At 51.4% G+C, this 26,351-nt stretch carries 26 protein-coding genes; 11 read left to right on the forward strand and 15 right to left on the reverse strand.

All coding sequences use genetic code 11. The features are described 5' to 3' along the window. Positions 1–4 precede the first annotated feature (4 nt). The 7 genes from lpxB to SynROS8604_RS12190 are packed head-to-tail and all read right to left on the reverse strand — an operon-like array spanning position 5 to position 7,423. Positions 5–1,189, reverse strand: a complete 1,185-nt coding sequence (gene lpxB, locus SynROS8604_RS12160; RefSeq protein WP_186544190.1) for a lipid-A-disaccharide synthase — start codon at positions 1,187–1,189, stop codon at positions 5–7. Beyond that, on the reverse strand, positions 1,189–2,040 hold the full coding sequence (gene lpxA, locus SynROS8604_RS12165; RefSeq protein ID WP_186544191.1) for an acyl-ACP--UDP-N-acetylglucosamine O-acyltransferase: 852 nt from the start codon (positions 2,038–2,040) through the stop codon (positions 1,189–1,191). The genes lpxB and lpxA overlap by 1 nt, the downstream gene beginning before the upstream one ends. A 5-nt stretch (positions 2,041–2,045) precedes the next feature. Then, a complete protein-coding gene (gene fabZ / locus SynROS8604_RS12170) occupies positions 2,046–2,510 on the reverse strand; it encodes a 3-hydroxyacyl-ACP dehydratase FabZ (protein ID WP_255445043.1) in 465 nt (154 codons plus the stop codon). Between the two features lie 5 nt (positions 2,511–2,515). Next, the gene (gene lpxC / locus SynROS8604_RS12175) at positions 2,516–3,370 is read right to left on the reverse strand and encodes a UDP-3-O-acyl-N-acetylglucosamine deacetylase (protein ID WP_186544192.1); all 855 of its coding nucleotides are present in this window, start codon (positions 3,368–3,370) and stop codon (positions 2,516–2,518) included. Beyond that, complete coding sequence (locus tag SynROS8604_RS12180) at positions 3,370–5,640, reverse strand: BamA/TamA family outer membrane protein (RefSeq protein WP_186544193.1); 2,271 nt, start codon at positions 5,638–5,640, stop codon at positions 3,370–3,372. The genes lpxC and SynROS8604_RS12180 overlap by 1 nt, the downstream gene beginning before the upstream one ends. A 47-nt stretch (positions 5,641–5,687) precedes the next feature. Then, entirely contained in the window at positions 5,688–6,440 is a 753-nt protein-coding gene (gene purC / locus SynROS8604_RS12185; RefSeq protein ID WP_186544194.1) for a phosphoribosylaminoimidazolesuccinocarboxamide synthase, read from the reverse strand. After that, positions 6,437–7,423, reverse strand: a complete 987-nt coding sequence (locus SynROS8604_RS12190) for a hypothetical protein (protein WP_186544195.1) — start codon at positions 7,421–7,423, stop codon at positions 6,437–6,439. The genes purC and SynROS8604_RS12190 overlap by 4 nt, the downstream gene beginning before the upstream one ends. A 102-nt stretch (positions 7,424–7,525) precedes the next feature. Here SynROS8604_RS12190 and purD point away from each other — a divergent pair, with 102 nt between their 5' ends. Both purD and SynROS8604_RS12200 read left to right on the forward strand, forming a co-directional pair. Next, complete coding sequence (purD, locus tag SynROS8604_RS12195) at positions 7,526–8,863, forward strand: phosphoribosylamine--glycine ligase (RefSeq protein WP_186544196.1); 1,338 nt, start codon at positions 7,526–7,528, stop codon at positions 8,861–8,863. Between the two features lie 13 nt (positions 8,864–8,876). After that, entirely contained in the window at positions 8,877–10,958 is a 2,082-nt protein-coding gene (locus tag SynROS8604_RS12200; RefSeq protein ID WP_186544197.1) for an ATP-binding protein, read from the forward strand. Positions 10,959–11,016: 58 nt separating this feature from the next. On the opposite strand, the gene kaiC is transcribed toward SynROS8604_RS12200, so the two are convergent. The 3 genes from kaiC to SynROS8604_RS12215 all read right to left on the reverse strand — a co-directional run bounded on the left by kaiC (position 11,017) and on the right by SynROS8604_RS12215 (position 13,871). After that, a complete protein-coding gene (gene kaiC / locus SynROS8604_RS12205; protein ID WP_115069971.1) occupies positions 11,017–12,552 on the reverse strand; it encodes a circadian clock protein KaiC in 1,536 nt (511 codons plus the stop codon). A 66-nt stretch (positions 12,553–12,618) separates the two neighbouring features. Then, the gene (gene kaiB, locus SynROS8604_RS12210; protein ID WP_186544198.1) at positions 12,619–12,978 is read right to left on the reverse strand and encodes a circadian clock protein KaiB; all 360 of its coding nucleotides are present in this window, start codon (positions 12,976–12,978) and stop codon (positions 12,619–12,621) included. Continuing rightward, positions 12,975–13,871: a circadian clock protein KaiA gene (locus tag SynROS8604_RS12215; protein ID WP_186544199.1), complete on the reverse strand. Its 897-nt coding sequence runs from the start codon at positions 13,869–13,871 to the stop codon at positions 12,975–12,977. Before SynROS8604_RS12215 ends, kaiB begins: the two co-directional genes overlap by 4 nt. Positions 13,872–14,006: 135 nt before the next feature. On the opposite strand from SynROS8604_RS12215, the gene rplU reads away from it, so the two are divergent. After that, positions 14,007–14,384, forward strand: coding sequence for a 50S ribosomal protein L21 (rplU, locus tag SynROS8604_RS12220; RefSeq protein WP_186544200.1), 378 nt, complete (start codon positions 14,007–14,009; stop codon positions 14,382–14,384). A gap of 42 nt (positions 14,385–14,426) precedes the next feature. Further along, the gene (gene rpmA / locus SynROS8604_RS12225) at positions 14,427–14,696 is read left to right on the forward strand and encodes a 50S ribosomal protein L27 (protein WP_186544201.1); all 270 of its coding nucleotides are present in this window, start codon (positions 14,427–14,429) and stop codon (positions 14,694–14,696) included. Positions 14,697–16,667: 1,971 nt separating this feature from the next. Here the strand turns inward: rpmA and SynROS8604_RS12230 are convergent. Continuing rightward, positions 16,668–17,432 (reverse strand): bifunctional 2-polyprenyl-6-hydroxyphenol methylase/3-demethylubiquinol 3-O-methyltransferase UbiG, encoded by a 765-nt coding sequence (locus tag SynROS8604_RS12230; protein WP_186544202.1) that lies wholly within the window; start codon positions 17,430–17,432, stop codon positions 16,668–16,670. A 74-nt stretch (positions 17,433–17,506) separates the two neighbouring features. Between SynROS8604_RS12230 and truB the strand changes: the two genes are divergently transcribed. Both truB and SynROS8604_RS12240 read left to right on the forward strand, forming a co-directional pair. Beyond that, positions 17,507–18,400: a tRNA pseudouridine(55) synthase TruB gene (gene truB / locus SynROS8604_RS12235; RefSeq protein WP_186544203.1), complete on the forward strand. Its 894-nt coding sequence runs from the start codon at positions 17,507–17,509 to the stop codon at positions 18,398–18,400. A 17-nt stretch (positions 18,401–18,417) separates the two neighbouring features. Further along, positions 18,418–19,158 (forward strand): YebC/PmpR family DNA-binding transcriptional regulator, encoded by a 741-nt coding sequence (locus SynROS8604_RS12240; protein WP_186544204.1) that lies wholly within the window; start codon positions 18,418–18,420, stop codon positions 19,156–19,158. Between the two features lie 125 nt (positions 19,159–19,283). Here SynROS8604_RS12240 and SynROS8604_RS12245 read toward each other — a convergent pair whose 3' ends face one another. From SynROS8604_RS12245 to SynROS8604_RS12255, 3 genes are all read right to left on the reverse strand, one after another. Next, positions 19,284–19,508, reverse strand: coding sequence for a CCRG-2 family RiPP (locus SynROS8604_RS12245; RefSeq protein ID WP_222930109.1), 225 nt, complete (start codon positions 19,506–19,508; stop codon positions 19,284–19,286). Positions 19,509–19,718: 210 nt separating this feature from the next. Next, positions 19,719–20,609, reverse strand: a complete 891-nt coding sequence (locus SynROS8604_RS12250) for an oxaloacetate decarboxylase (RefSeq protein WP_186544206.1) — start codon at positions 20,607–20,609, stop codon at positions 19,719–19,721. Between the two features lie 776 nt (positions 20,610–21,385). Beyond that, the gene (locus SynROS8604_RS12255; RefSeq protein ID WP_186545968.1) at positions 21,386–21,586 is read right to left on the reverse strand and encodes a hypothetical protein; all 201 of its coding nucleotides are present in this window, start codon (positions 21,584–21,586) and stop codon (positions 21,386–21,388) included. A gap of 320 nt (positions 21,587–21,906) precedes the next feature. Here SynROS8604_RS12255 and SynROS8604_RS15530 point away from each other — a divergent pair, with 320 nt between their 5' ends. The 5 genes from SynROS8604_RS15530 (at position 21,907) to SynROS8604_RS12270 (ending at position 24,844) form a co-directional block, all read left to right on the forward strand. Next, positions 21,907–22,284, forward strand: coding sequence for a hypothetical protein (locus SynROS8604_RS15530; protein ID WP_255445044.1), 378 nt, complete (start codon positions 21,907–21,909; stop codon positions 22,282–22,284). Between the two features lie 495 nt (positions 22,285–22,779). Continuing rightward, positions 22,780–23,052: an acyltransferase family protein gene (locus SynROS8604_RS16050; RefSeq protein WP_255445045.1), complete on the forward strand. Its 273-nt coding sequence runs from the start codon at positions 22,780–22,782 to the stop codon at positions 23,050–23,052. A 172-nt stretch (positions 23,053–23,224) separates the two neighbouring features. After that, a complete protein-coding gene (locus SynROS8604_RS16055) occupies positions 23,225–23,632 on the forward strand; it encodes an acyltransferase family protein (RefSeq protein WP_255445046.1) in 408 nt (135 codons plus the stop codon). Between the two features lie 208 nt (positions 23,633–23,840). Then, entirely contained in the window at positions 23,841–24,113 is a 273-nt protein-coding gene (locus SynROS8604_RS12265) for a DUF3303 domain-containing protein (protein WP_186544207.1), read from the forward strand. A 230-nt stretch (positions 24,114–24,343) separates the two neighbouring features. Then, on the forward strand, positions 24,344–24,844 hold the full coding sequence (locus SynROS8604_RS12270; RefSeq protein ID WP_255445047.1) for a cupin domain-containing protein: 501 nt from the start codon (positions 24,344–24,346) through the stop codon (positions 24,842–24,844). Positions 24,845–25,780: 936 nt separating this feature from the next. On the opposite strand, the gene SynROS8604_RS12275 is transcribed toward SynROS8604_RS12270, so the two are convergent. Beyond that, positions 25,781–26,236, reverse strand: a complete 456-nt coding sequence (locus SynROS8604_RS12275; protein WP_255445306.1) for a GNAT family N-acetyltransferase — start codon at positions 26,234–26,236, stop codon at positions 25,781–25,783. Between the last annotated feature and the right edge of the window lie 115 nt (positions 26,237–26,351).

Consider the following 26,351-nt stretch of genomic DNA (forward strand, 5'->3'; position numbering starts at 1 on the left):
GAGCTCAAGAGGGCTGTTGGATCTGGTCAAGAATGGCTTCGGCAGCACGATCGGTCACACCCGGTTCACCCAGGGTGTCACGCAAGCGCTGATACCCATCCAAAACCCTTTGCCGATCCGCTTGGTCATCCAACAAAGGAATGGCCAACGCCACAAGCTGATCGGCATTGAAATCCTCCTGCAACAGCTCAGGCACCAGACGCTCCTTCAGCAAAAGATTGACCGGCGAGATGTGATTCACGTGGAAACGGAGAATTCGCCGCGCCACCCAGGCGGTGACACGGCTGACCCGATAACCAACCACTTGCGGAACACCCTGAAGCGCTAATTCCAAATTCACCGTTCCCGATTTACCCAGTGCCAAGTCCGCAGCGGCAAATAGGTGTGGCTTCATGGCATCGGCCTGATCAGCTGGAATCACCGTCCCTCGAACCCCCGCTTGATCCAGGGCCTGATGCAATGGCTCCTCAAAGCGCTCCAATCCGGCTGGCACGATCACATTCAACGATGGGTCACGCGCTTGAAGGGTGGCGGCAGCCTGCACCAATTCAGGCATGAGGTATCGCAGTTCCTGAGGCCTTGATGCAGGCATCAAGACCAAGAGGGCCCCTTCCGAGGGCAAGCCCAACGCACGCCGAGCAGCCTGTCGATCGGGGGAGACCGGAACCATATCGAGGAGGGGATGCCCCACCCAGGTGACGTCAGCGCCTCGACCGGCATAGAACTCGGCTTCTTCAGGAAAAATCGCCAGGATGCGATCTGTGAACTGCAGCAAACTTTTGGTACCTCCTTCCCCAATGCGCCAAGCCCATTCCTGGGGGGCGATGTAATAGGTGATTGGCACATCCGGCAGACGATCTCTGAGGCTGTGGCCTAAGCGCACATTGGCGCCCATGTAATCGATCAACACCACCCCATCGGGTGGGCGCTCTTTTAAGACCCGATCCACCCTGGCTTGCAATCGAATCGTGGGGAGAACCAAAGGGAGGGCTTCCCAGAGGCCAATCGCGCCCATCGGCGAAGTATCGGCCAGCAATTCAGCTCCAGCAGCCTGCATCCGCTCACCACCCAGAGCGAGGACTTCTAAATCGAGTCCACGACGCTTCGCGACACGCCATAGGGCCTGAATCAGCAAGCTTCCCTGCAGATCTCCCGACACCTCGCCGGTGCTGATGAGCAGACGCACCATCAGCGACTCGAGGGAGGAGGCATGGGCCCCCGTCGACCTGTCGACAAGGAACCCTCCAAAAACGTACAGAGATGATTTGCAGCAGGGAGCAAAGCCTGCTTCCTCGCAAGGTTCAAGCCGTCAGCAATGACGTGATCGGAGCGGTAGAGCAACGACCAGATCTCCTGAAGCTGTTTAAATTCCTGCCCTCCCTCAAGGCGATGCAGGCCTTGACGTCTCAAACCCACACGATTCAGACCCCGCACCCTGCCTGGATGGCCTTCGACAAGACAGTAAGGAGGAACATCACGATCCACACGGGTCATGCCGCCAACCATCGCCATGCCGCCGATATGCACAAATTGATGAATCCCTAAACAACCACCGATCACAGCCCGATCTTCAATCAGCACATGGCCGGCTACCTGGATGCCATTCGACATCACAATCTTGTTTCCAAGCAAACAATTATGCCCAAGGTGGCAATAAGCCATGAGTAAATTGTTGTCCCCAATTCGAGTCTGCTCACCTTCATCGGTGGCACGATTAATCGTGACGCATTCACGAATCGTGTTGTGATTACCAATGACAACCTCCGTCGGAGCGCCTTTGTATTTCAAATCCTGAGGTTCTTGCCCCAAACAGGCACCCGGGTAAATGCGATTGTGAGCGCCAATGCGCAGAACACCATCGAGCACCACGTTGGGACCAATCCAGGTATTCGCTCCGATGCTCACCTCAGGACCAATCACAGCTCCAGGACCGATCACGACACCATTGGCGAGTTGCGCTCGGGAATCCACCACCGCCATCGGATGGACCCGAGCGGGGCGATCGTCCGTGATCACTGATGTGGAGAGCTCCTCACTCATCACGATCAATCCACCAGAGAAAACATCAGCTCACCGGAGCAGACAAGCTGTCCATCCACCGTGGCCTCCGCCTTTACTTTGCCAAAACGCTTTCGTTTAAGGCTGAGCAACTCGCAGGTAATCCTCAATTGATCGCCAGGAACCACTGGCCGACGAAAACGAACACCGTCAATTCCTGCGAATACGAACAAGCCCTGGGGGAGATCCGGCATCTGAGTCACGATCAATCCACCCACCTGAGCCATCGCTTCAACAATCAACACCCCAGGCATCAAGGGACGACCAGGGAAATGCCCCTGGAAATGGGGCTCATTGACGGTGACATTCTTGATCGCGACAGCGCGCTCACCTGGAACGTGCTCAAGCACCCGATCCACCAAGGCGAAGGGATAACGATGCGGCAGCAGACCCATGATCTGCTCAGCATTGAGCACGGCAGAAGGCGAGTCGGTAGAGGCAAGAACGGTCAAGTGGCTCAGCGTTGGGGAACGAGTTGATCGGCAAGTGCCGCGGCCAGATCAGTATGAAGGCCGTGGGATCCGCGATAGGCAAGCACCTGGGCTTGAGGGAAACCCACGAGAGCGAGATCTCCGATTAGATCCAAGATCTTATGGCGCACTGGCTCATCTTGAAAACGCAGCGGCGGATTCACCCAGGAATCGCCGTCACAAACGAGGGCATTATCTAAAGCGCCTCCACGAATGAGACCCGAGGCGCGAAGTTGCTCCACTTGCTCGCGAAAACCAAAGGTCCGAGCAGGCGCAATCTCTTCCACAAAGGTCTGAGGAGTGAGCTCGAGGGCCAATTGCTGGCGACCAATCGCTTGTTGAGGGAAATCAATCACGCCAACCAGCGTGAAGCGATCAGCAGGTGTTGCCACGATGGCGCTGTTTCCGCGATAGAAGGCCAGCGGTGCCGACAGAACCAACGGGGAGCGGCGGGGTGTCGACGCTGTGGTCAATCCAGCTTCAGCGATCGCTTCCACCCAGCCCAAAGCAGAACCATCAAGTAGCGGAATTTCCGTTCCTGATACCTGCAGCTCAACATGGGAAACTCCACAGCCAGCAAGAGCCGCGAGCAGATGTTCCACGGTGGAAAGCTGTCTGTCTCCAAAATCGAGGGTGGTGCACAGCTGGCTATCGCGCACCTGTGAGGGATCTAAACGAACGGATTCTGAGGTTTGATCAAGCCAGCGCACATAGAAGCCTTCCTGCTCAGAAGGAACCAGGGTGACTTCACATTGCTGCCCACTGTGCAACCCAATCCCGGAGCGCGACACCCTTGATGCCAACGTCCAAGGCCCGTTGTAATCAGCAGGCCAAGACACCATTAGAATTTCCAGCCCACACCTAAGTTGAATCTCCATTCACCGGTGAAGTCCTGACTGGCAACCTCAAGACGAAGAGGGCCGACAGGCGTTGTCACAATCACACCTGTTCCAATGGAGAAACCTGAACCTGGTTTTTTGAGCAATTTGCCAGGCTTTCCAGGAACACTGCTCTGGGAACCAAAGTCAGTACCTGCATCAGCAAAAATCTCTCCTGCGAAAATGCTGATAATCGGGAAGCGATATTCCAAAGTTGCCTCGCCATAACTACGCCCAACCGCTAGATCGCAGTCGTACCAACCACGCACTGAGTTCGAACCGCCGAGGCAAAAGGCCTCGTAAGGAGGCAAGTCTCCGACAATGGAACCAGCCTTGAGTTGAAGACCAATGGCTTGTGGACAATTTGCTTTTTCGCCGGGCTTGGGCCTGCAGCCTTTCGCAATTTTCAACCAATTCACGGGGAAGAATTGGGTATAGCTCGCTTTTACACGATTGAAAGTTGGTGAATTCTCACCAACAGACAGGAATTGCTCGGTACCGAAACTGAAGAAATTACCCGACGTTGGATTGCGGGGGTCATTGAGGGTGTTGTAAGTAGCCGCAAATCTCAACCCGGCAAGGTTGTTTTCAGTGGAGCAATTATAGGAAATACAGATAATATCTTCATTAGGAATACTGTCGTCATCTCCTTCACTTGGAGTGCCATAAACTCGGGAAGTGCCCTGGAAATTAATGGGTCGAACATTCTGAATATTTAAACCAGCAAGAATCTGCCATGGCGCATTCTTATAGGGGTCACCGCCATTTAGAGGCCTTGCAAATATGATATTCCCCCCAACCCTTTGCAAGGCAACAGAGTCACCTTGATAATCAAACCAACTGAACTCGGGAAAGAGTTCAGTTGCCTCATCAACATCATCAAACTTCCTGCCAGCAGGATTGTTACTTGTACTGATTTCGTAAGCTCGGGAAGAATTATTATCTTGGTAATCAGTGACAGTAACAATATCTCCATTGTTTTGGCTCTGAAAGACCTGAGGCACCTCACGACTCAAGAACAAAGAGGTCCTGAAGGATGTGCGATGCGCATCACCCTTGATCCATGGATCAGTAAACGTAAAATTCGCCAAACCGCCATACTGACCGTAGGTAAGGTTGAGAGCTAGGTTCCAGGCGCGGCCAAACAAATTGCTGTCTTGAACCTGAACCTGTCCAAACACACCCTGACTTTGGCTGTAGCCCAAGCCGCCTGAGAGAGAACCGGTGGACTGCTCAACAATTCCCAAAATAATATTGACTTCGCCTGGATTTCCGGCAACGGGCTTCAATGTGACTTTGACGTCACTGAACAACGATGTTCCGTAAAGGCGTTTGATATCACTCTCAAGTTGGTTGCGATTAAAAGCCTCACCTGGCTTGATCGATATTTCTCTTGTAATCACCCAAGGTTTGGTTTTTCCACGAATCGGTTCACCTTTTTCGTTGGTGGTTTCGCCTTCCTTGTTCAGGAATTGCACCTCAACGCCCGCAACCGTACCGACAACAACTTTGAGCTGCACAACCCCATCTGGACTGACTCGGGTCGGTCCTGTGACCCTGGCAAGGGCATACCCCTCACTGGCATACCAAGTCTGAAGTTCTTTCATCCGAAGCTGAAGCTCGGAGAGGTTCAGCGTGCGTCCGTAATCGGAACTAAAGGCATCCTCAATAACCTGTGCAGGGATCTCATTGTCTTCAGGCAGCAATTCAACCCTGGTCAGTACAGGGTTGGGAATAACCTGAACAACAAGTTGCACACCAAGAGGACCATTAACAGGTTCGATGCGAACGTCTGAGAACCAACCAGTGGCGTAAATCGCCTCCAAATCAACTTTGAGTTCATCCCTGGTGACGCGGCTACCAGGACGCACGGACATGGCGTCATAAGCAGCCAATTCCACCCGCTCTTGCTCGGGGTGACCATCGATCCCTTCGATCACCACCTCTGTAATAAGAACTCTTGGCTGCTCAGGGCCCTCGTTTTCAGCAGCAACAGGTGCTTCCTGACCATCTTCAAACACTTCCACCTCAACGGATTGAGGTGCAGATTGCGAATCTGGAGAATCCCCAGTGAGGGCATCCTCGAGCTGGATCTGTTGCTCAGAACTCGGATCGGAGTCAGCCTCAGCTTGCGCTCGAGCCGGAAGGGTGGTCAGAAGCGGAAGGGCCAGTGCTAGCCCCAAAGCTCCTCGCCGAACGGCGTTCCTGGTTCGGCATGAGGAGAAGTTGACCATGAGGTGGTGCGGATATCGGCCAAAACGACCGGAAACGTCCGGTGACCTTACCTGTAGTTGCGGGGGTTAGGGGTTGCCCCTTGGACCCGTTTGCAGACCTCCCCGTAGGCCTCGATCACTCCTCCGAGATCTTGACGGAAGCGATCCTTGTCCAAAATGCGCTCTTTTGCATCTTGGCTGTTCATGTCCCAAAGACGGCAGGTGTCTGGGCTGATCTCGTCAGCAACAAGTAATTCACCCGCAGCATTGAGCCCCAGCTCGAGCTTGAAATCCACCAATTGCAAATTGAGACCCGAAAAGAAAGGAGTCAAAACGGAATTCACCCGTCTTGCCAACGTCTCGATTTCCTGACGACTTTCCTGACTCACTAAGTCAAGTAAGAACAGGCGCGACTCGGTCAAAAGAGGATCACCAAGATCATCATCCTTGTAATAGAGATCCAGCAGTGCTGGATCCAAACGAGTGCCTTGAGAAATTGGGGTTTGACGGCAGAGCGATCCAGTCGCCACGTTGCGCAGCACGACTTCAATCGGAATCACCTGGACCCGTTGGACCACCATCCAATGATCGGACTCCAATCCGCAGTAATGGGTTGGTATTCCTTCCCGTTCCAGCAACTCAAACAGGCACGCTGAGATCTGACAGTTAAGTCGCCCTTTGTCATCAAGTTGTGCACGCTTTTGAGCGTTGAAAGCCGTGGCATCGTTCTTGAACTCAACCAAAACCTCAGCCTCATTGTTTGAGGCATAGATGCGTTTGGCCTTGCCCTCATAAAGAAGAGGCCCATGGGTGCTGGTCATGGCGTGGGCAAAGGATTAGAAGCAGGAGCTTCGGATGAATCCGATTCTCCCAGGGAGGCATGGCCACCGGGCGCGCGAGGAGAGCGAAGCTGATCCTCAAGGTCTTGCAAACGCTGAGGATCCAGCTCAGGGGAGATCTGTTCCAGCTCGAGCAGCGTTAATCGGTCATCAACCCGGCTGGCCAACCGTCTCAGCCGTTCACGAGGCCGATCAGCATCCCCACCTTGCTGCAGGGCCAAACGCAACTGCAGGCGAAGCAAATCTTCTGCCAAACCCCAAGCTTGCTCAGCGGCCGCTTGATCCAAGGCTGATTCCAACAACAGATCACTGCGATCTGGATCAAGAGGTGCCAGCAGCTCAGCGACTTGACCAAGCCTGCGCGATGCCACAACTCCTGGGGTACGACCCGCCAGGAGAACCGTGACGGCTTCCTCCGGCCGGCCGGCTGCCAACTCATGGTTGGCCAGCAGATCGAGGGCTGAACGGGTGAGCGGCAAGCCATCATCCGAATAGCCCACGATCAACATTTCAAAATCAAGACGCGTGAGGTCTCCATCAGCCAAACGCCGAAGTGCAAGCACTGCGCGGTCTTGATCGAGGGCCGCACTGGCGGCTTGCCATGACAGGAGCAACCACTCCCTTCGCGCTGATCCTGGTCCAGGCCCAAATCGACTTAGAACAATCTGGGTGCTGTCTGGAGCCTTGCAGGCCATCAGCGCCCGAGCATTCGCCATCACAAGAGCAAATGGTTGGGGAGCAGGCGCCACCAGCATCAAACGATCGCGCAGAAGACGCAAGCGCTCCTGCAGGCCAAAGCGATCGGCATCGGCACAAGCCGCCGACAACTGGGGAATGCCACCGTCTTCGAGGACCGTTTCAAAGGCCTCTTTGGACATCGGCAGAACGACAGGCTGCACAGGGGCCGAGGCCAACGGCGGTGTTGCCGCCAACAAAAAAAACAGTGGCAGGGAGGAAAGCCCCATGGGCTGACAGTCGCTCAACAAAGATGGACAGGTCAGGACAACGCGCCGAGCATTGCTCCTGAACTCCAAACCTAGGGGTCACCCCCCGTTCCGCACCCGCCCATGTCCATCTCCACCACCCGTCCCCTCTCGCTCCCACCGTTGCGCAATGTGCTCGTGGTGGGAGGTGGCGGACGAGAGCAGGCGTTGGCCTGGGCGTTCAGGCGCTGCCCAGAAATTGAAGGCATTTGGATCAGCCCAGGCAACGCTGGCACCAGCGATTTAGAAGGCTGCACTCCACTGGCCATTGCAGAAGCCGATCACGACGGCATGGTTGCGGCATGCAGAGACCACCGCATCGATCTGGTGGTGATCGGTCCAGAAGCCCCCTTGGCCGCTGGGCTCGCAGACACACTTTGCGGGCAAGGCATCGCTGTCTTCGGTCCGAGCGCGGAGGGTGCCCAGCTCGAGGCGAGCAAAGCCTGGGCGAAGCAATTAATGCAAGAAGCAGGCATTCCCACGGCTGGGTACTGGACCGTGTCCAACGAACAGGAGGGTCTTGCCCTTCTCCAACAACTGCAGCGCCCCCTGGTGGTGAAGGCGGATGGGCTCGCGGCAGGGAAGGGGGTAACGGTGGCGAACAGCGTGGAGGAGACGGCCACCGCCATTCAAGAGGCTTTTCAAGGACGGTTCGGACAGGCCGGTGAGCAGCTCGTCTTGGAAGAACGCCTAACGGGACCTGAAGTCTCCGTGTTTGCCCTTTGCGATGGCGAGAACATGGTTCTGCTTCCGCCTGCACAGGATCACAAACGACTCCTGGAGGGGGATCAAGGACCGAACACCGGGGGGATGGGGGCTTATGCACCGGCCCCCCTGCTCGATCAAGCGCAACTAGAGCAGGTGCGCGAACGGATCCTGGAACCAACCCTTGCGGCCTTGCGCAAGCGAGGAATCCTCTATCGAGGGGTGATTTATGCGGGTCTGATGCTGACGCCCGATGGGCCCCAGGTAATCGAATTCAATTGCCGCTTTGGCGATCCTGAATGCCAAACCCTGATGCCTCTCATAGGGCCTGAACTGGCTCGAGTGCTGCAGGCCTGTGCCCTCGGACGTCTAGCGGACGCTCCAACACTCACGCACACAGAGTTGTGCAGTGCCTGCGTGGTGGCGGCAGCCGCTGGCTATCCCGACAGCCCCCGCAAAGGCGATCCCATTACCATTGCGCTCGAACCGGAACCAAGCACCACGCACCAACTTCAGTTGTTCCATGCGGGAACTCGTCACAGCACGGAGGGGGTGCTGAAGACCTCCGGCGGCCGCGTTCTTGCAATGGTGGCGCAAGCGCCAGATTTTGATCAGGCCTTCGTTAAGGCCTACAAGGGATTAACGCGGGTTCGATACGACGGAATGCAATTCCGAAGAGATATTGGCCATCAAGTACGCGCACCTAAGCTTTATTAAGCATTGATGCGCCATGAGTAGCGGTTCGGCACCAGCTTCTGCGAACTCCACTGCGTCCTCATGGGCAGGGTCAGTCTCTTCGGATACGGCCCCAGAGCAGGATGGCCTTTGGAGTGGCATCGGCCTCTGGTGGGCCGAATTCAGCCTTCAGACCAAACTTCTGGCCATCGCCACGCTGGTGGTGAGCCTGATGATGACCAGCATCACCTTTTTTGCACTCAACGGCATCCAGCGTGATGCGGTGATGAATGACACCCGCTACGCCCGCGATTTGGGGCTGTTGTTGGCGGGCAACGTCACCGAGCTGGTGGCCGACGGACACGACCGAGAACTGGCCAATGTGGCCGAACAGTTTTGGCGTTCAAGCCGCAGCCTTCGCTACATCTTTTTTGCAGATCCAGAAGGCGTTGTGTACCTAGGGATTCCCATCAGTGGGAATGACGCTGACACCAGAGGGGACCTCCGTCTCAATCGACGCTTGGAACTCCCCAGCGAACTGAAATCGAGACCTAAAAATCCGCTTGTTCGTCAACATCTCACCCCTGATGGTCAGGTCACCGATGTTTTTGTGCCCTTGATTCAAGAGGGTCGCTATCTCGGCGTCCTCGCCCTTGGAGTGAATCCCAATGACTCGGCCCTGGCGAGTGCCTCCCTCACCCGAGAGGTCACCGTGGCCGTGTTCATCTCGATCTGGGTGCTTGTGATTCTTGGTGCTGTCTTCAATGCGCTGACCATCACCCGACCAGTCAAGGAACTCCTACGCGGCGTGCGCTCGATTGCAGCGGGAGATTTCCAAGCCCGGATCGGCCTCCCTGTTGGTGGCGAACTTGGGGAGTTGCTGGATGGATTTAATGCGATGGCCTCCCAGCTCCAGGACTACGACGCAGCCAACATCGAGGAGTTACAGGCTGCCCAGGTGAAGCAGGCCTCGCTGATCGCAACGATGGCGGATGGCGCGGTTTTGCTGGATGAAAAAGGTCAAATTGTTTTGGCCAATCCAACGGCTCGACGCTTATTTCGCTGGGAAGGGCGAAATCTTGAAGGCCAGGACTTTCTCAATGCCATGCCTGACCTGTTGGCCATTGAGCTGCATGAGCCTCTCGATGGAGTCCTGAATCAAGGCCGTGACAGCAATGAATTAAGAAGCAGCATCGGGGAACCACCGCGCACCCTCCGTTTCGTCCTCCAAGCCGTACGCGAACCCAGTGGAGAAAACCTGAAAGGGATCGCGGTGACCATGCAGGACCTCACCCGAGAAGTGGAGCTCAACGCAGCCCAAAGCCGCTTCATCAGCAACGTGTCCCATGAGCTGCGCACGCCACTGTTCAATATCAAGAGCTACGTCGAAACCCTCTACGAAATGGGGGATCAACTCAGCGAAACAGACAAGCAAGAATTTCTCGGCGTTGCCAATGCAGAGACAGATCGACTGACGCGGCTCGTCAACGATGTCCTCGATCTTTCAAGGCTTGAATCCCATCCCAGCGTTCAGTTTTCTGAACTCGATCTCAGGCCTGGTCTGGAGCAAACCCTACGCAGCTATCAACTTAATGCATCCGACAAACAGGTCGAGCTAGATCTCGAGGCATCGATCGATCTGCCAGACATTCTTGGCAATTGGGACTTACTTCTTCAGGTCCTTGATAATCTCGTTGGAAATGCTCTCAAGTTCAGCCGAAGTGGCAGCCGCATCGTGTTGAGGGCCTACACCTGGCCTGATAGTTGCGTGATGGGACCGCTTCCTGAAGATTCGCTTAAAGCACCGCAATGTGAAATGGTTTCACCTCTTCCGAAATTGCGCGTGGAAGTGAGTGACACTGGTTATGGGATCAGCGAAGACAAACAACAACGAATTTTCGAACGGTTTTACCGCGTAGAAAATGCCGTCCATACGGAGGTAGGGACAGGGCTTGGCCTCTCTATCGTGAGGGGAATTTTAGAAAAACACAGCAGCGTGATTCGCATGGCGAGCGAACCAGATGTGGGCACAACATTTTGGTTTGACCTACCGCTAGCCCAATCCGACCAAGACGAAATCAAACTGCAAGCTGAGCGACAAAGTCGCTACGAGCAAGACGAAGCAGAACTGAGTTGATACGTTTCTGTATGAATTCAGCATCAACAAGGCTCGTTTAATCCTCAATGATTGAAATCTACTCTGGAGCCACTCCACGAGCGATACGCGACAATTCACTTCGCTCATCCATCGTCACGCGATGCGGAACGCCACTAATAATTCTTTCAAAGTTCGAGAATGAATCCTTAATTTGGGGACCATTACCGGTGATCAAGAATTCACGAATTCCGCGATCATGCCAAGATCCACGCATTTTGAAGACATTGAGAGCGCGAGCCATCTCACCACGAATTTCTACATATTGAAGCAACAAAATCGTGTCAGTGATGGTAGAAATGTGCGAGTCTGTAATTGAATGACTTCCCATAAATTCTTCCGACGTATTCGTAAAGAATCCCGCGATTTCCTCCTGTTTGGCATATCCAGTCACCCCGATCACAAACTGCCTAAAGGCGTTATGGCTAACACCACGTGCGAGCGCTGATAGGGAGTCAATCGCCATGCGCGTGGGCTTGAATTGACTAATTTCAGTTTTAATAATCTGGAGGTGATCTTCCAGACCAGTCGATTCTGGGTAAGCGCAGATGATCTTCAGCAAGCCATCTTGCTCCATCTGCTCAAAATCAATGCCCCAACTCGTGCCATTGCGTAGCAACTGAGCACGCGATTCTTCATAAGCAAATAAAATCGCACGCTCTTTATTACTGCATGCGTCTTCAATAAATTTGGAGACCAGCAGCGTTTTACCGGTACCAGTTGCTCCGGTCGCAAGAATGATCGAATCCTTGAAATACCCGCCACCACACATCTCATCCAGCCGCGGCACGCCCGAACTCACACGCACATTGGATGAACGCTGCGTCAGCCTCATCGCGCCAAGAGGGAAGATGCTGATCCCATGGGCACCCATCGTGAACGGAAACTCCCCCTTCATATGGGTGGTACCTCGCAACTTGAGAATCTCAACGGTGCGCCGTCGGCGCTCGCCCTCCAGCACATTGCGCAGGATCACAACATTGTCAGACACAAACTCTTCAACGCCATACCGCGCGATGGGCCCATATTCGTCGATGCGCTCAGTGGTCATCACAGTGGTGACACCGATCTCCTTCAGCCGGGCGATGAGACGAAAGATCTCCCGGCGCACAACAAACACGGCGTCGTACTGCTGAAAGACCGCCGTAATCGAATCGATTGCCACCCTTTTGGCTTTGTACTTTCGGATGGCGTAATTAATTCTTTCAATCAGTCCAGACAGATCGAAGCTTCCCGCCACATCCTGACCATCTGGATCCGGTGAGGCATCAAGAATAAAGAGCTTGTCTTGCTCGACCATCTCCTGCAAGTTCCAGCCAAAACTTGCTGCGTTACGCAAAATATCGAGCGGCGACTCCTCAAACGTGACAAAAATCCCCGGCTCATCGTAATGCGCAATTCCGTTATGGAGGAAATGCAAGGAAAAAACTGTTTTACCCGTTCCGGACGTTCCGCTAATCAGGGTGCTGCGTCCAACTGGCAAGCCGCCATGACACACATCATCAAAGCCCTCGATTCCAGTCGGAAGCTTCTGGACCTGCATCTGAGAAGAACCACTTGAGCTAGAAATCTGCATAACCGCGACCTTGCTCTTCAACGTTAATAAGGAAAATCCTTCGCATCCGCTAGATCACCCTGTGACTTAAGAATCTGCTTCCGGGATGTCCGGGTCTTCCAACGCATCCATCAGCGAAGAGCCATGGCTGTTGTCAACAAGCTCGTCGTAAAGAAGATCGAGTCCGATCAGCACCCGTTCGCGATCAGAAAGGTCTCCAATAATCCGACGCACAGGGGGCGGAAGAATTTTGGACAACGTGGGTGTAGCCAGAATTTTGTCCTCTTCTGCAAGCTGAGGATTTTTCAAGACATCAATGACCTTCAAGGCGTAAACACCTTTGAATTCAGTTTCAAGGATATTTCGAAGCGTTTTGAGTGCACGCATCGAATTCGGCGTGTTCCCAGCTACATAGAGCTTGAGGATGTAAGTCTTCCGGGGGCTCACAAGGTCACCTCCGAATCCTGAAGCTGGCGACGCTGAGATCCTGAGGGAACCAAGGGAATATCTCCAGGGACCGAACGTCGGTACATTTCGCAAAGGTGAGCCATGACGTCCAGCAGTGCAAGGCGGTAATCCTGAAGGAAGTCGTCTTTATGTCCTTCAAGTCTGAGTTGTTTCCAAAAGTCGTCAATCAGATTCATATGGATCTCAACGGTTTGGGTAATGGGCAAGTCGCCAAAAAAAGCGGTATTGACAAAACTCTCTAAAGCCTGGTTGGCCGCCGCGGGGTCACGGAAATAACCAATCAATAAATCTCGGTAGGTGCGCTGCAGCGACTGCAGCAACTCACGCTGTTCATGGGGCGGAAGATTGGCCAAGAATCGAGAGGGATCGCGCTTGTAGAAGACCCCGAGGTAACCCAGCCTTTCCTGCAAACGACTGGACAACTTCCAGGCACTGCCCTCGGGCTGACCACCAACCTGATCCGATTCAGCGGATCCATCTTCAGGGCGAATATCTTTCTGCCCGTGACGCAGAAACCGTGAAATCGCTGCGTCAACGTTGTAGCCCAGCTGCTCGAGCTGGTCGCCTGGCAGGTGGACTTCTTCGGGGTGGTAATCGACACGCCCCATCAATTCGCCCACCACAACGGCAGGAAAGAGCAAGCCACGAGCCAATAAGTCCTCTCGTGTCTCCTCTTCCAGAAGAGATTGTTCAATCACAACGGCATCAACAGCCTCCCGTTGTCGCTCCAAAGCGGAAACGACATCGACGGCAGAATCCTCAAGTCCAAGGTCAACCCTGGTGTAGCGATTGCCAGGCAACCACTGACAGCAAGCCGATTCAAGCTCAGGCGACCTCAACAAGAACGCAATCGTGAGTGCCGGCCTGCTCATCCAAAACGAAAAGTGATCAATTGAATCTTGACGAAAGAGAGCACGAAGGTCGAAGATCTTTGTTTGTCTTTCGATTGCGGCACAGGCCAAATCGGCGGCTTTCAAGTCTCCGAGCCTGTTCGCGTCCTGTAGCCCATGGCAGAAACCAGTAGCACCAGCTCACAAACCACTCCAGAGACAGGCTCATACGCCATTATCGAAGCCTCTGGGCAGCAATTTTGGGTGCAACCCAACCGTTATTACGATCTCGACCGTCTGCATGCAGACGTCGACGCCAAGATCACCCTCGACAAGGTGCTCCTCGTCAAGAACGGTGACGTCGCCACCGTTGGCAAGCCGTACGTCCAGGGCGCCAGAGTGGAGCTCAAAGTGATGGCCCACCGTCGCGGTCAGAAAGTGATCGTTTATAAAATGCGCCCTAAAAAGAAGACACGCCGTAAGAATGGTCATAGACAGGAGCTCACACGAGTGATGGTCGAATCCATTTCCGTCGGCGGCAATGCCATCAGCTGATTGCTTCAACCAGCTTCCCCTTCACCACCTCTTTGATTTCCCATGGCCCACAAGAAAGGCACAGGCTCAACCCGTAACGGACGCGACTCCAATTCCAAGCGCCTCGGCGTGAAGGCCTACGGCGGCGAGAGCGTAACGGCTGGTTCGATTCTGATCCGCCAACGCGGCACCTCTGTCATGCCAGGCGTCAACGTTGGTCGTGGAAAGGACGACACCTTGTTTGCCTTGACCGACGGGATTGTCAAGTTTGAGTCGATCCGCCGCGGACTCCGCAATCGCAAGCGCATCACCGTTGCAACAGCAGCTCAATAGAACAAACAGACCAAGCAGCGTCTTCAACGATAAAAGCCGATTCATAGAAGAGCCGTGATCTTTTCCGAGATCATTGCTCTTTTTTTTATTGCAATCATCCAAACAATAATTTCCAATCTGCAGCCGCGGCAAAACTCACCATTAAGGCAATCAATGTAAAGATGGAAGCCACTTGTTTTGAGCGACAGTTGACCCCCTTGATGACTCAAAGATATTCATATCAACCATGGCAGAAAATTCAAAAAGTCGTCAAAAGCATGATTAGCAGACAACCAACTCACACGTCGACAACCAGTTCCATTCAAAAACGGAAACAGCTTCTAAATAATTGCTGGTGAGCTCATCAAAGGGAACTCTGTTCGCATCCCGCATCTCTTGCTGATTCCTGCAGAAAAAGCTCCAAGATTGAGGTCAATACCCAATGTCCACATCAAGCCAGATCTCTATCCGAGCCAAACCATTGGCCAAAGGGAAGCCCATCCATTATCAACCAGCTTTCCGCAAGCCTACACAGCACCTTTGCAATTTATGCCTGACAAAAGGCTAAGGAAAAGAGATTAAATTATGGTTTCATTAAACCATAGACAATCAAGAAGCTAAATTGGCATCTTCAAATATACTGAGACATGGGCAAATATCTTTACATCCATCGAATCGTCCTAGGCCTAAGGACCGATAATCTCAGCCAACAAAGGGGCATGACTTCACACAAATAATTTTCCAATTTTTCCTTATGAGCCTGATATGACACTCAACGACTAACAGAATCCGACATCAGAGAAAGAAGCCTGGTCAGCTTTAGCGTGCTATTACAACCACACCCAGCAGGCTTTAGAGAAAGCAGAAACCACTCAAGACAAGCCATGATTATCAACTTAAGCCCAGGAGTCAACAAGCTACTTTGATCGCCTATCAATCAATTCAATCAAATGAACGCCATGCTTATCACAAAACCCAGGAAGACATTGCCTCAAAACATGGCCGATCGACAAAGGCTTTGTACAGCAAAGAAGCTTGAGCGGATCGCCCAACCAGTCCTCGCTTGCTTTTTATACAACCTGTGGCCTCCCTCTTCAAGGTACATATAGGCATTAAACCATAGTATTTAGAGGGATTCGAAATTCCCCGAAGAAGATCCCTTCGAGTAAGCCTACATAAACAGGAACAGACTTCATGATCGATCACTAAGCCAATCGATTGGCGTAAATCCTCAAGAGCATGACTGGCCTGGCATTCTTCAAATTCATCAAGCAACATTACTCGCCTAATATATATACAGTTGCAGAGTATGATTCAGAATGTTTCTCCCATGAGTCACCTGGATTTGAACGAAAAGCATTAAGACCACCAAGACTATTATCGGTCATATTGAAACCATCGCAATATTCATGAGGACAACTTGCTTTCCATATTGGTGTTATCCAATTAAAATCGACGGACCAACCTGTGCCCCACCCCTCAAGCAAAAGAGGCTTTGATGCACCAATCTAGGCCATAGCCATACAAGAAGATCTTTCATGCGCCATTGAATAACTACCTTCACCAGTTTCAAACAGAGTGATTCTTGTAAATTGACCATATTCCCGAAGAGTCTCAGGCAATCGTAATGGATCTGCATAGAGAAGTTTTACTTTGATGGCATACTTTTTCTATGCAAATTAGAGACAAGAACACTCATTTTGCCTGCTTTATCAACGCCCCTTAAGGACTCTCTTTAAACGCCTTAAAACAAAGACTTTGAAAAGAATTGCAATTTTCAAATCCATAACGCAAAGCGTTGTGCTGCTTAGCGCGTTTCTTCAGACCTCAAGGAACATGTGGATTAAAGTAAGATTTTTTAACTTGCTCTAGGCATATACTCTTAATTAAATCAAGCGCATTCATACCAAAGGTCGATCCACATGCCTGGCCCAGAGATTCTTGCTCCCTGAGGTTTTTTTCAGGGACCTTAGAATGCAATCACTGTGCAAGCTAGGGGGTAACACTTAGTGGTGTATAGACCCTTGTGGTGATTAACAATGGGTGAAAGACCTCAAGAAAATGCGATTGCAATGTACGAAAAAAGCAATCAACAAGATCAGGGGCATCAAAGTGAAAAGGATATTCGCCGCTGTGACCTTTAAAGAAGTACCAGTTTAATAAAGCTCGTGCATCCTCACTCATGAGTGCATGAAATTGCATGAGCTGATCCGACGGATCAGGGAGGTGCTCCAATACATCAAGACAAACGACCGTATCGAAACGTTGGTCAGTGAGATCTGAAAGATCACGATGCATCGACATCTTGTGTTCCAGTCCAAGAGCCACAGCCCTGGACCAAACGAACGCCCTGTTCTGTGGATTCAGATCAACGAAATGAACCCGATCAACAGCGTCCAATGCCGCTGCAGCCAGAGCGTGGGTGCCGATCCCTCCTCCAAAATCAAGAACGGTGCCTCGAGCGAAATCCTCCTGCAAACGCAGCGTGTCCGCGATGTAATCAGAACTGCTGAGATGCCAAGCCGCCAACTCAAAGAGATGCCCCGTCCCTACGGTGCTTTCATAAAACTCCGAAGCTTGATCCGCTTGAAAAGCACCCGGATGGAGTGCGGCTAAATCATCCTTGCCATCGGGTAATCGCTGGTCAACCTGCTCCAGCGTGAGCTGAAGGTGTTCAGCCAAATGGGCACGAACAGAAAAGCCGCTATCCAAGAAGGTCTCGATGTCCACGCGGGGAGAATTGCTGAGACGTTGCATCTTCTGCCGGTCAGACAGCGTCAATTTACGTGCAGACCGGATGCCACATTCAGAACAACTGCCGTTGAAACCCCTTGGATGCACCACTTGGCTTCGTGGTGATCGACAAGCCATCAGGTCTCACCTCCCATGCCTGCGTGAGCCGGATGCGTCGCGTGCTCAAAACCAAAAGAGTGGGGCATGGAGGCACGCTTGACCCTGCAGTGACTGGCGTGCTGCCCATTGCCGTGGGCCAGGCCACCCGACTGCTTCCCTACCTGCCAGGAGAGAAAACCTATCGGGGTGTGATCCAGCTGGGGACCAGCACGAACACCGATGATCTTCAGGGAGAGGTCGTTGCGGTTCAAAACTGGCCGCGATTGAGTCTGGAGGACATCGATCAGGCGCTCGATCCGTTCCGCGGCAGCATCGCGCAGCGCCCTCCACAGGTTTCGGCGGTTCACGTGAACGGTGAACGCGCTTATGCCAGGGCCCGCCGCGGTGAAGTGATGGACTTACCTGCCCGCAGTGTGACCATCCACACACTTTCACTTGAGCATTGGGATTCAGAGCAAGGAAAGCTCACTGTTGAGGTGCACTGCTCCGCTGGCACCTACATCCGTTCCTTGGCAAGAGATCTTGGCCAGTCGCTCGGATGTGGCGGCTGCCTCAACTGGCTGAGGCGCACCCAAGCGCTGGGATTCGTAGAAGCCCATGCCATCGCACTCCCAGTGCATCCCAATGAACAGAACACTTCAGGGCTGGAGCCGCTCACCCTCATTCCTCCCCAACTCGCCTTAACGCACCTCCCCACACGAACACTCTCCGAAGGCGAGCGGGACGACTGGAGCTGCGGACGCGCGATTCCCCATCAAAATGGAACCGGGGCCACCGTGGTTCTCAGTTCAGACGACATCATGCTGGGAATCGGACTCGCCAACAGCGAAGACCAGCTCAGACCCAAGGTCGTGTTTGAAGCGCGCGGCTGATCCCTCTCCTGCTCCCTATGGCTGGCCACAGCAAATGGTCTCAAATCAAACGCACCAAGGCGGTGGTGGATGGAAAGCGAGGTGCGCTTTTTACCAGGCTTGGTCGAGAGATCACCGTCGCAGCGCGCAACGGAGCTGACCCAAACGGCAATTTTCAACTACGAACGGCGATCACGAAAGCGCGCTCGGCAGGTCTACCAGCAGGCAACATTGAACGCGCGATAACCAAAGGATCGGGCCAAGGAGAGGCCACTTCCAGCCTGGAATTGATTCGCTACGAGGGGTATGGCCCTGAAGGCATAGCTGTCCTTGTGGAAGCATTCAGCGACAACCGAAACCGCACGGCGGCCGAGGTTCGTCTGGCCTTTAGCAAACACGGTGGAAAACTCGGAGAGACCGGATGCGTGAGTTATCTCTTTCAGCATCGCAGCGAGGTGCGACTGGAGGGACATTGCGAAGAAGAGCCTCTGCTAGAAGCCCTTCTCGAACTCGATGCAGAGGGATATGTGTGGCAAAGCGATGGCAACACCATGGTTCATGGTGGCTTCGAAGCCCTCGAACAACTTCAACAGGGGCTCCAGGATCGAGGCTGGTCCGTGATCGATTGGGAGCACTGCTGGCACCCCTTGGCGCTTGTGGAGATCCAAGACCAACACCTTGCAGAAACGTGCCAACGTTTACAAGAAGCCTTGGAGGCCCTGGATGATGTCTGCAGCGTGAGCACCAATCTTGGGACTGCCGAATTCACTGAACATTGACGCAGCAAGACAGTCATTTCGTTTTTTGATGACCTCCAGCCCCTGCAGAGCCATGGATAAATGAGCGCCAGACAATTCAATAACCCCACGCATGAGTGCAGGGTATTAGGGCCATCAAGATTTAATCAGAAACCTCGATACATATTTTGGGAGGCATAGTTTGGCTTAGGCAGAAATGGTCCTGAAGAAGCTCCCCATTTCACAGCACTATCGAGATCGTAGACAAAAGGGTTAGGGATCTTGATCTCTTTCACTTTCAGTTCCGGCTTGAGAATTTTTGCGAACTTGTTTTCAACACCTCCACCTGCCATTATTTGCAGCTGATCGAGGCTGAGTTCAGCGTTATTCATTGATTTGTATTGGTTGAGTGAGGCGAAGAGGGTGACACCTCTCCGATGCACACACCATCCCACCGATCCATGGCTGCAGTCACGAGCTAGATCATCTCGACCCGTGATCTTGGCCAAAGGATCTCACAACAACCAAAAGCCAGCACTACTACAACGACCAATGCCCCTTAACCAATAGGCCCATTCTGATTTCTCAGCATTGAAGAAACATTAGGTGTCTGTTTTACTCACAGCCTCGTCATAGGCATCAAATCTCACCAAATCCTTCAGTTCAGAAAAACTGAGCATGTTGTCTGGTGTTTTTCCGTTCTGAAGATCCGTCACCGCTTGCCGCATGGCGTACGCGGCGGATGCAAGCAGGGTTAGGGGATAGGCCACTAAATGAAACCCCATGGCGCCGAGTTGTTCGGGCAATAGCAAGGGCGTCACCCCTCCCTCCAACATGTTCGCCATGCGCTTTCCCGGTACCTCGCTGCAAAAGCGAAGCATCTCTTCGTCTGAACGTGGCGCCTCAAAAAAAAGCACGTCAGCACCAAGATCAGCAAATGCTTTTAATCTCCAAAGCGCTTCATCAAGTGCACGCTCCTCGCCAAAGCGTTCCGCAAAAGCCGATCGCGCATCCGTTCTCGCCACGATCACGAGATCGGCTCCCTGGCGGCGGGCATCAACCGCAGCGCTGATGCGCTCGATCGCGAGATCACGCGGGACTACCTCCTTCACCCCCGTATGCCCACAGCGCTTGGGAGAGACCTGATCTTCAAGCATAATCCCAGCAAACCCTGCCTGCTTGAACTGATGCATGGTGCGCTGCACATTGGCCGCATTGCCATGGCCTGTATCACCATCACCGATCACTGGAATCGAAACGGCATCACAAAGAGCACGACCCTGATCCAGCATTTCTGTGACCGTGAGCAGACCCGTATCAGGCAAACCAGCACGGGCTGCAGCCACCGAAAAGCCACTCATGAACGTGAGCGGACAGCCCGCTTGTTCCACAATCCTTGCCGATAGGGCATCAAAGCAACAGGGCATGACATGGCAGGCTTCTTGTGACAACAACGCCCGTAAATCCGCGCTGGTTCCTGTTGCTGAGGTCACGGTTCAAACTCCTCAATATGGATGGTTGGGCAATGGAAAGAATCAAAGCAAGGCCATGAATACTGGTTAGGTTCACTGTCATCACCAATCTTGCACAAGACTCATTCCGCTGACGTCATCTAGATTGAGATTTGGATCATCACCGCAAAGATTGGAGCAATCCATTAAAAAGCTGAAATAGCAAAGATTTTCTTGCTTTTCACAAACAAGTTTAAATCCATCTGCAAAATGTTGCTGAGTCAGAAATTCTTATCAGGATTTGCTCTTCAGGCAACGCTTCTTGGTGCATGATCGAGGAGATGGATTGTAGCCAATACTTAGACCCAAGACAAACGTTTTAGAGTGGCTTGAAAAAGTCTGATTTTGATTTTCCTCATCAAACTGCTGTTGGAATAGCGACTCTTTCTCTGAGATCAATCGCCAACTCCTTTGCTCCATTCAGCGAGCAAGCAAGAAGCTTCAATCACTGAATCACCCAAAGAATTGCTTTGCCTATGAGAGAAGGCGAAACAGCAATTGAACGCCCTTGGGCCAATTCCAATATGGCTGCATTTTGAAAAGAAGATACTTACAAATCAAGATTTTTAAATCTCCATTCCAAAGCGAATAAAACCTGAAAAGCCTACAAACATAGCGTGGGCTTAGCCATCTCACCAACGGATACAAGCTCTATCGATTCACCATCTGCGAACGGCTTCTTTCCCGCATGCCCCTTGCACGGTTGTTGTGACTGGCATAGATGATCGTGCCAACAACCCAGGCACGCAAGCCAAGCCTCAACGCATCAAAAGCCAGACAGCAAGACCACCGATTCCTACACCCTTAAAGAACTGAGCCCAAGTCAGCCCATAGGTATCAAGCTGGAATGACCTCATCATCCAATTGAGAAGCTCTTTGTGCTTGCGAATCAAAAGGGGACTATCCGCCGTATTCAGCTGCTGAATTTGCTTGAGCTTTATCTCACCAAGCTTTGCCACGAACCCTTTCAACAAAGAATCACAATCTTAAAGCCATCGAGGTGATAGCAAGCTGTTGAGCGGCACGATTCCATCGCCCCCTTCGCACGCCAAGCAATCAGTCGATTCGCATGCCGCGACATCGAAATCCAAATATCGGGACGAATCCACAAAAAAATCATCAAAAAAGCACGAGCAACCTAACATTTAAAGTAACGCATACAACGAAAGTCAAATCAATGCCTGATGCAAGCTTACTTTTACCCACAACCATAGAATAACACCTTTTCAGGTAGAAAAACTTCACTCTGGTTCTTTTATGTGTTGACCGCGATAACACTTTGGTGCAGCCAACACCACTTACTCGCGGCCGATGGAGGTACACAATCGCTAGCCACCATCCGCTTGACACCTATTCAGCAGAAGCATCAGGAAGCGTTATTGGGATATTTACACTTTGGGGTCTATCACAATTAGTCATCGGAATCATCTATCTTGCGACATGCTTGAGATACAAAGCACTCATACCTCTTTTATATGCCCTTGGCAGCATTGAATACGGAGTAAGAGCTTTTTATATTGGCCACTACAAACCAATTAAGACAATGGGTGAAGCCCCAGGAGCCATCATCAATATACCTTTAATGATCATCCTCATCGCCATGCTATTGCTGTCCTTATGGAGAAAGGATCATCCAGAGCGACGGCAATCTTATTAACTATTCAAAGTAAACATGAATCCATGGGCCTTCATAACCCCAGGACCATGGCCATATCCCGGAGCTTGGGTGGCCGGCTCCAATCGCAACAGATAGGAGCATTTCAGCACCAGTCATTGATCAGAGCCCATCTTGATGAAAACAATTACACCCTTCATCACAATCTTCTTGAGGTGAGACCACAGTTTTCACCAAGCAGGAATTGAGTGGCAATCTTGAAACGCAACAGAGGATTCAAAGACCTCCTACAAGACCTCTTCACGAGACAATAACAAAACCAAACGAAGGACAATTGTGCTCTCTAGCCCCACAAAAGCGCCAGAAAGGCTGATTTTTTTAGATCAAATCAACGCAATTATGATAGCCCTAGTAATCGCCAGTCATACGATATTTGTAGGAATACTTTTCACAACAGACACGAGACAAATGATTGCGTTATAACCTATTTACGAGGCAGCGAGCAATTGGTTTGGCTGGATCTGCAACACATTTTACATGAACATCCTAATCCTGATCTCAGGCTACCTATTGCCAAATTCAGTGCATAAACGAGGGGTCAGATGCCTTGCCAAGCACCGCCTTCCTCGCCTTGGAATCCCTCTGATTATTGCAATTTTGATACTTAATAACATAACGCCTTTAGCCGGTCTCGCCATCCCAAACAGCACCGTATTTGCGCAAGAAATCAACACTCTTCCACTGAATAGAATTGGGCCTCAATGGTTTCTTGTAATACTCATTTTATTGAATGCAATGTACTGCTGCTGAACCTTCATTCGAAAAGCCGATTTTCAGTTAAGAATACACAACAGTTACCAGACTGGCGTTCCTGGCTGATGAGTGCTGTAATTATTGGGACACTAGAGATCATACTGGGACACTTCACAGGATTCTGGTCAAACTTAAAAAATCCCATTTAGATGGTCTTGGCTATCAGGGAATGCACCTTTGGAGTGATTACTTTTTATTCTTTTTGGGATGTAAAGCAGCATCGCATCAATGGTTAGAACGTATGAACAATCGGCACGCATTGCGATGGCTACAACTTTCATTACTGATCACACTGGTATTCATGGCTGCAAACCACGCACCATTTCAAGTCCCCCTTAACGAGACAGACTCGCAAACGTTTACGCCAATCATGAAATTTTTAACACCACTCATTGGCTGGGGATATATGGCCGCAATTTTAGCTTGGAGTCAAGACCACCAACAGCCAGAACAGCATTGGCTTGTCAAGGCAGGCAAGGATAGTTTTGGCGCCTATTTAATCCACATACCACTCCTCGCAGGAACCATGATCACCTCCTATTCTCTGGGGGAAGAAACATCTGGTTGCTTGGATTAGGATCAACAACAATGTCGATTTTTTATCATTTTTAGCAAGCCATCAATTGCGCCGAATTCCTGCCATTAAGGGCATCGTGTGACAAAATATACCGAAAGAAGGCTGAACCATCAGGTGCAAAACGCAGCAAGATGCCAATTCAATGTGTATCAAAAGCCACATGACTTTTTGAGCAGTCGTGCAGAATAGACAATTAACGAAAACGTTCATGACATTTTTAATGCATTGGTCATTTAAAACTGGTTATCACGCCATTGCCGCTAAAAAGTTTTTATCCACAGGGGCTCCATTCCCTGAATGCAAATCATGGAAGCGGTTTCACGGTCCTGGCTCAGTAGAAGGCTGGATTTTGGTGGAAGCAGATAATGCTGATGCCTGCTACGAACACGCTGCCGAATGGGCCGAGTGCTTGGATTGGGAAGTGACCCCCGTTCTTACGGACGATCAGGCAGCTCCCTTCATGGCCAAGGTTTACAGCTGATTTCAACCGGAAGAAGGAACGCTCGCCACCAGCAAAATTTTCGTTGTGTGGCTTCCATTCCTTCCGAAGCGCCACCTCTTGATAGGGTTCGCATGATTGGAATGCTATCCAATACAAACTCTGAACACATCCATCAAGAAGAGCACAACCGCTGAGCCAATCCATAAATGCGAGCCAGTACAAAAAAATTCTCTAGCCTATCGTGATATATTGGTAAGAAAGGATCAAGGATGACCGCGAACCTATCAAGAACATTCTTACGAAATAAGGCAATCAAAAATCTTTTCATTACCTTATCTTTCGTCTTTACAACATCAATCTTGTGGCCATCATTCGCAAACAGCGATGAGGGGCACTCAGCAAGCCATGGAGTCAAGGTTGAGGTATTAGCAAACTCCACTAAAATGTGGAATGGGATCGTGTTACCCAGCTATCCCAAGGGACAGCCCAATATCAAAATACTTCGGATCCAAGTGTCAAGTGGAGTGACATTACCCTGGCACTACCATCCTGTGATCAATGCCGCCGTCATTCTCCAGGGAACACTAGAGCTCAAATTAAAAGATGGCACTAAAAAGACTTACCAACAAGGCGATGCTCTCATAGAAGTTGTCAACACGATTCACGAAGGCAAAGCATTAGGAGCAACCGATGTAGATCTGATTGTATTTTATGCGGGAGAGAAAGATGTGCCAACCACAGTTCTCATCGATCCTCAAAACAATCAGTAGCAGTATGAAGCTGCCTCCGCGTCGATAAAAATGCTAACGATGCAAAGGGAAAAAGAAAGAAGCACTCGCCTACAATAAAAACATCAAGAGAAGAAACCTGTTGAATGGCTTCAGCTGATGGCAAAGCTTGCTCATTCACTACACTCCTTCTCATCCGCTTTCAAATGTTCGAGCAAATAGGAGTACCAGTTACAATACGCAACAGCAGCATCCTTCGTGATTTCATTAGCCTCTATTGCTGCAAGTAGTCGATATGCAGCTGCTCGTTGTTTTTGATCCAATGCCCATTACCCCCCCCGATCATCGAAAGGGAGTGAAGCAAAGTTGGCGCAGGCATCTCAGATACGAACTTCGAGAAAGAGATCTTCGTTTGACAATAGTTGGGCTCACATTTAAACGGAGAAGACATTAATTCAACAAGCTCTCTCCGCTCTTTCTTCATAGCAAATACTGGCAATTCAGGCATCAATGTTGGTTCTGAGTGATGAGATCACTATCGCCCACACACATTCAAAAGAACTCCCCCAAACGGGTGATCGTAGACATCGAATGAATCACCTATTCAGGGGAGACAGAAGGTTGGATGCACCCAGCACGGCATCGCCCATCGCGATGAAATTCCATAAAGGGCATCAGGAGCAGGCAATTGAGACCACTAAACTTGCTATGAGCTCAACGCAGAATCTATTCACATTGGAGAGACCCATGAAAATAAGACAACGAATACCGCCTAAGCTAAGTAATCTGATCGACAAAATCAGACGAAGGATTGCCTACGTCCCAGCCGTGAGCGATACGATTTCATCCATGAAAGATCTTGGAATCGACCTGAAAGAGGACAAAAAAAACAACGAATGAAAGGCCTCTAGGGAAACCAATGATCAGGATCATGGATTCCGCCTTGGTCTTGCCCTCGTGATTCCTGGTTTCTATGCGTCAATCTCGACGCTCCAACCCCCCAGCCCCTTGCAGTGACTTGAGAAACCAACAGTCACAACCACCATGCCCTGTTTGGCCAAGAGGGTGTTCCATCTGGAGGAATCCCCAAGCCCGATACAGCTGTTGAGCAGCAACCATTCCAGAAAGCGTTTCGAGATACATCCAGCGATAGCCCATCACACGAGCCTGTTCCAACAAGCTCCCCATTAGGCGCCAACCAACACCCTTTCCTCTCGCTGACGGAGCTAAATACATCTTCTGCAATTCGCAAGTAGCCTCCACACCCCTTAGGGGTCCTATTCCGGCTCCGCCAAGAACATTGGTGCCCTCCACTGCAACGAAATAAAGACATCCAGGGGCGTCGTAGGTCTTGCTCATTGCATCGAGCTCTGGATCTTGCCAAGCAAAACCAGGGCGATCAGCACCAAACTCAACAAGTGCCGACCGAATCACTTTGGCCAACGCTATGTCGTCCGACGGGTGTAATGGGCGAAGCTTGATGACAAGCCCTTCACTCAAAAGGATGACCTCCAAATCGAGAGACCTGTTCGAAGTTCAATCGAGACAA

It is taken from the genome of Synechococcus sp. ROS8604 (assembly GCF_014279655.1).
Classification (GTDB): domain Bacteria; phylum Cyanobacteriota; class Cyanobacteriia; order PCC-6307; family Cyanobiaceae; genus Synechococcus_C.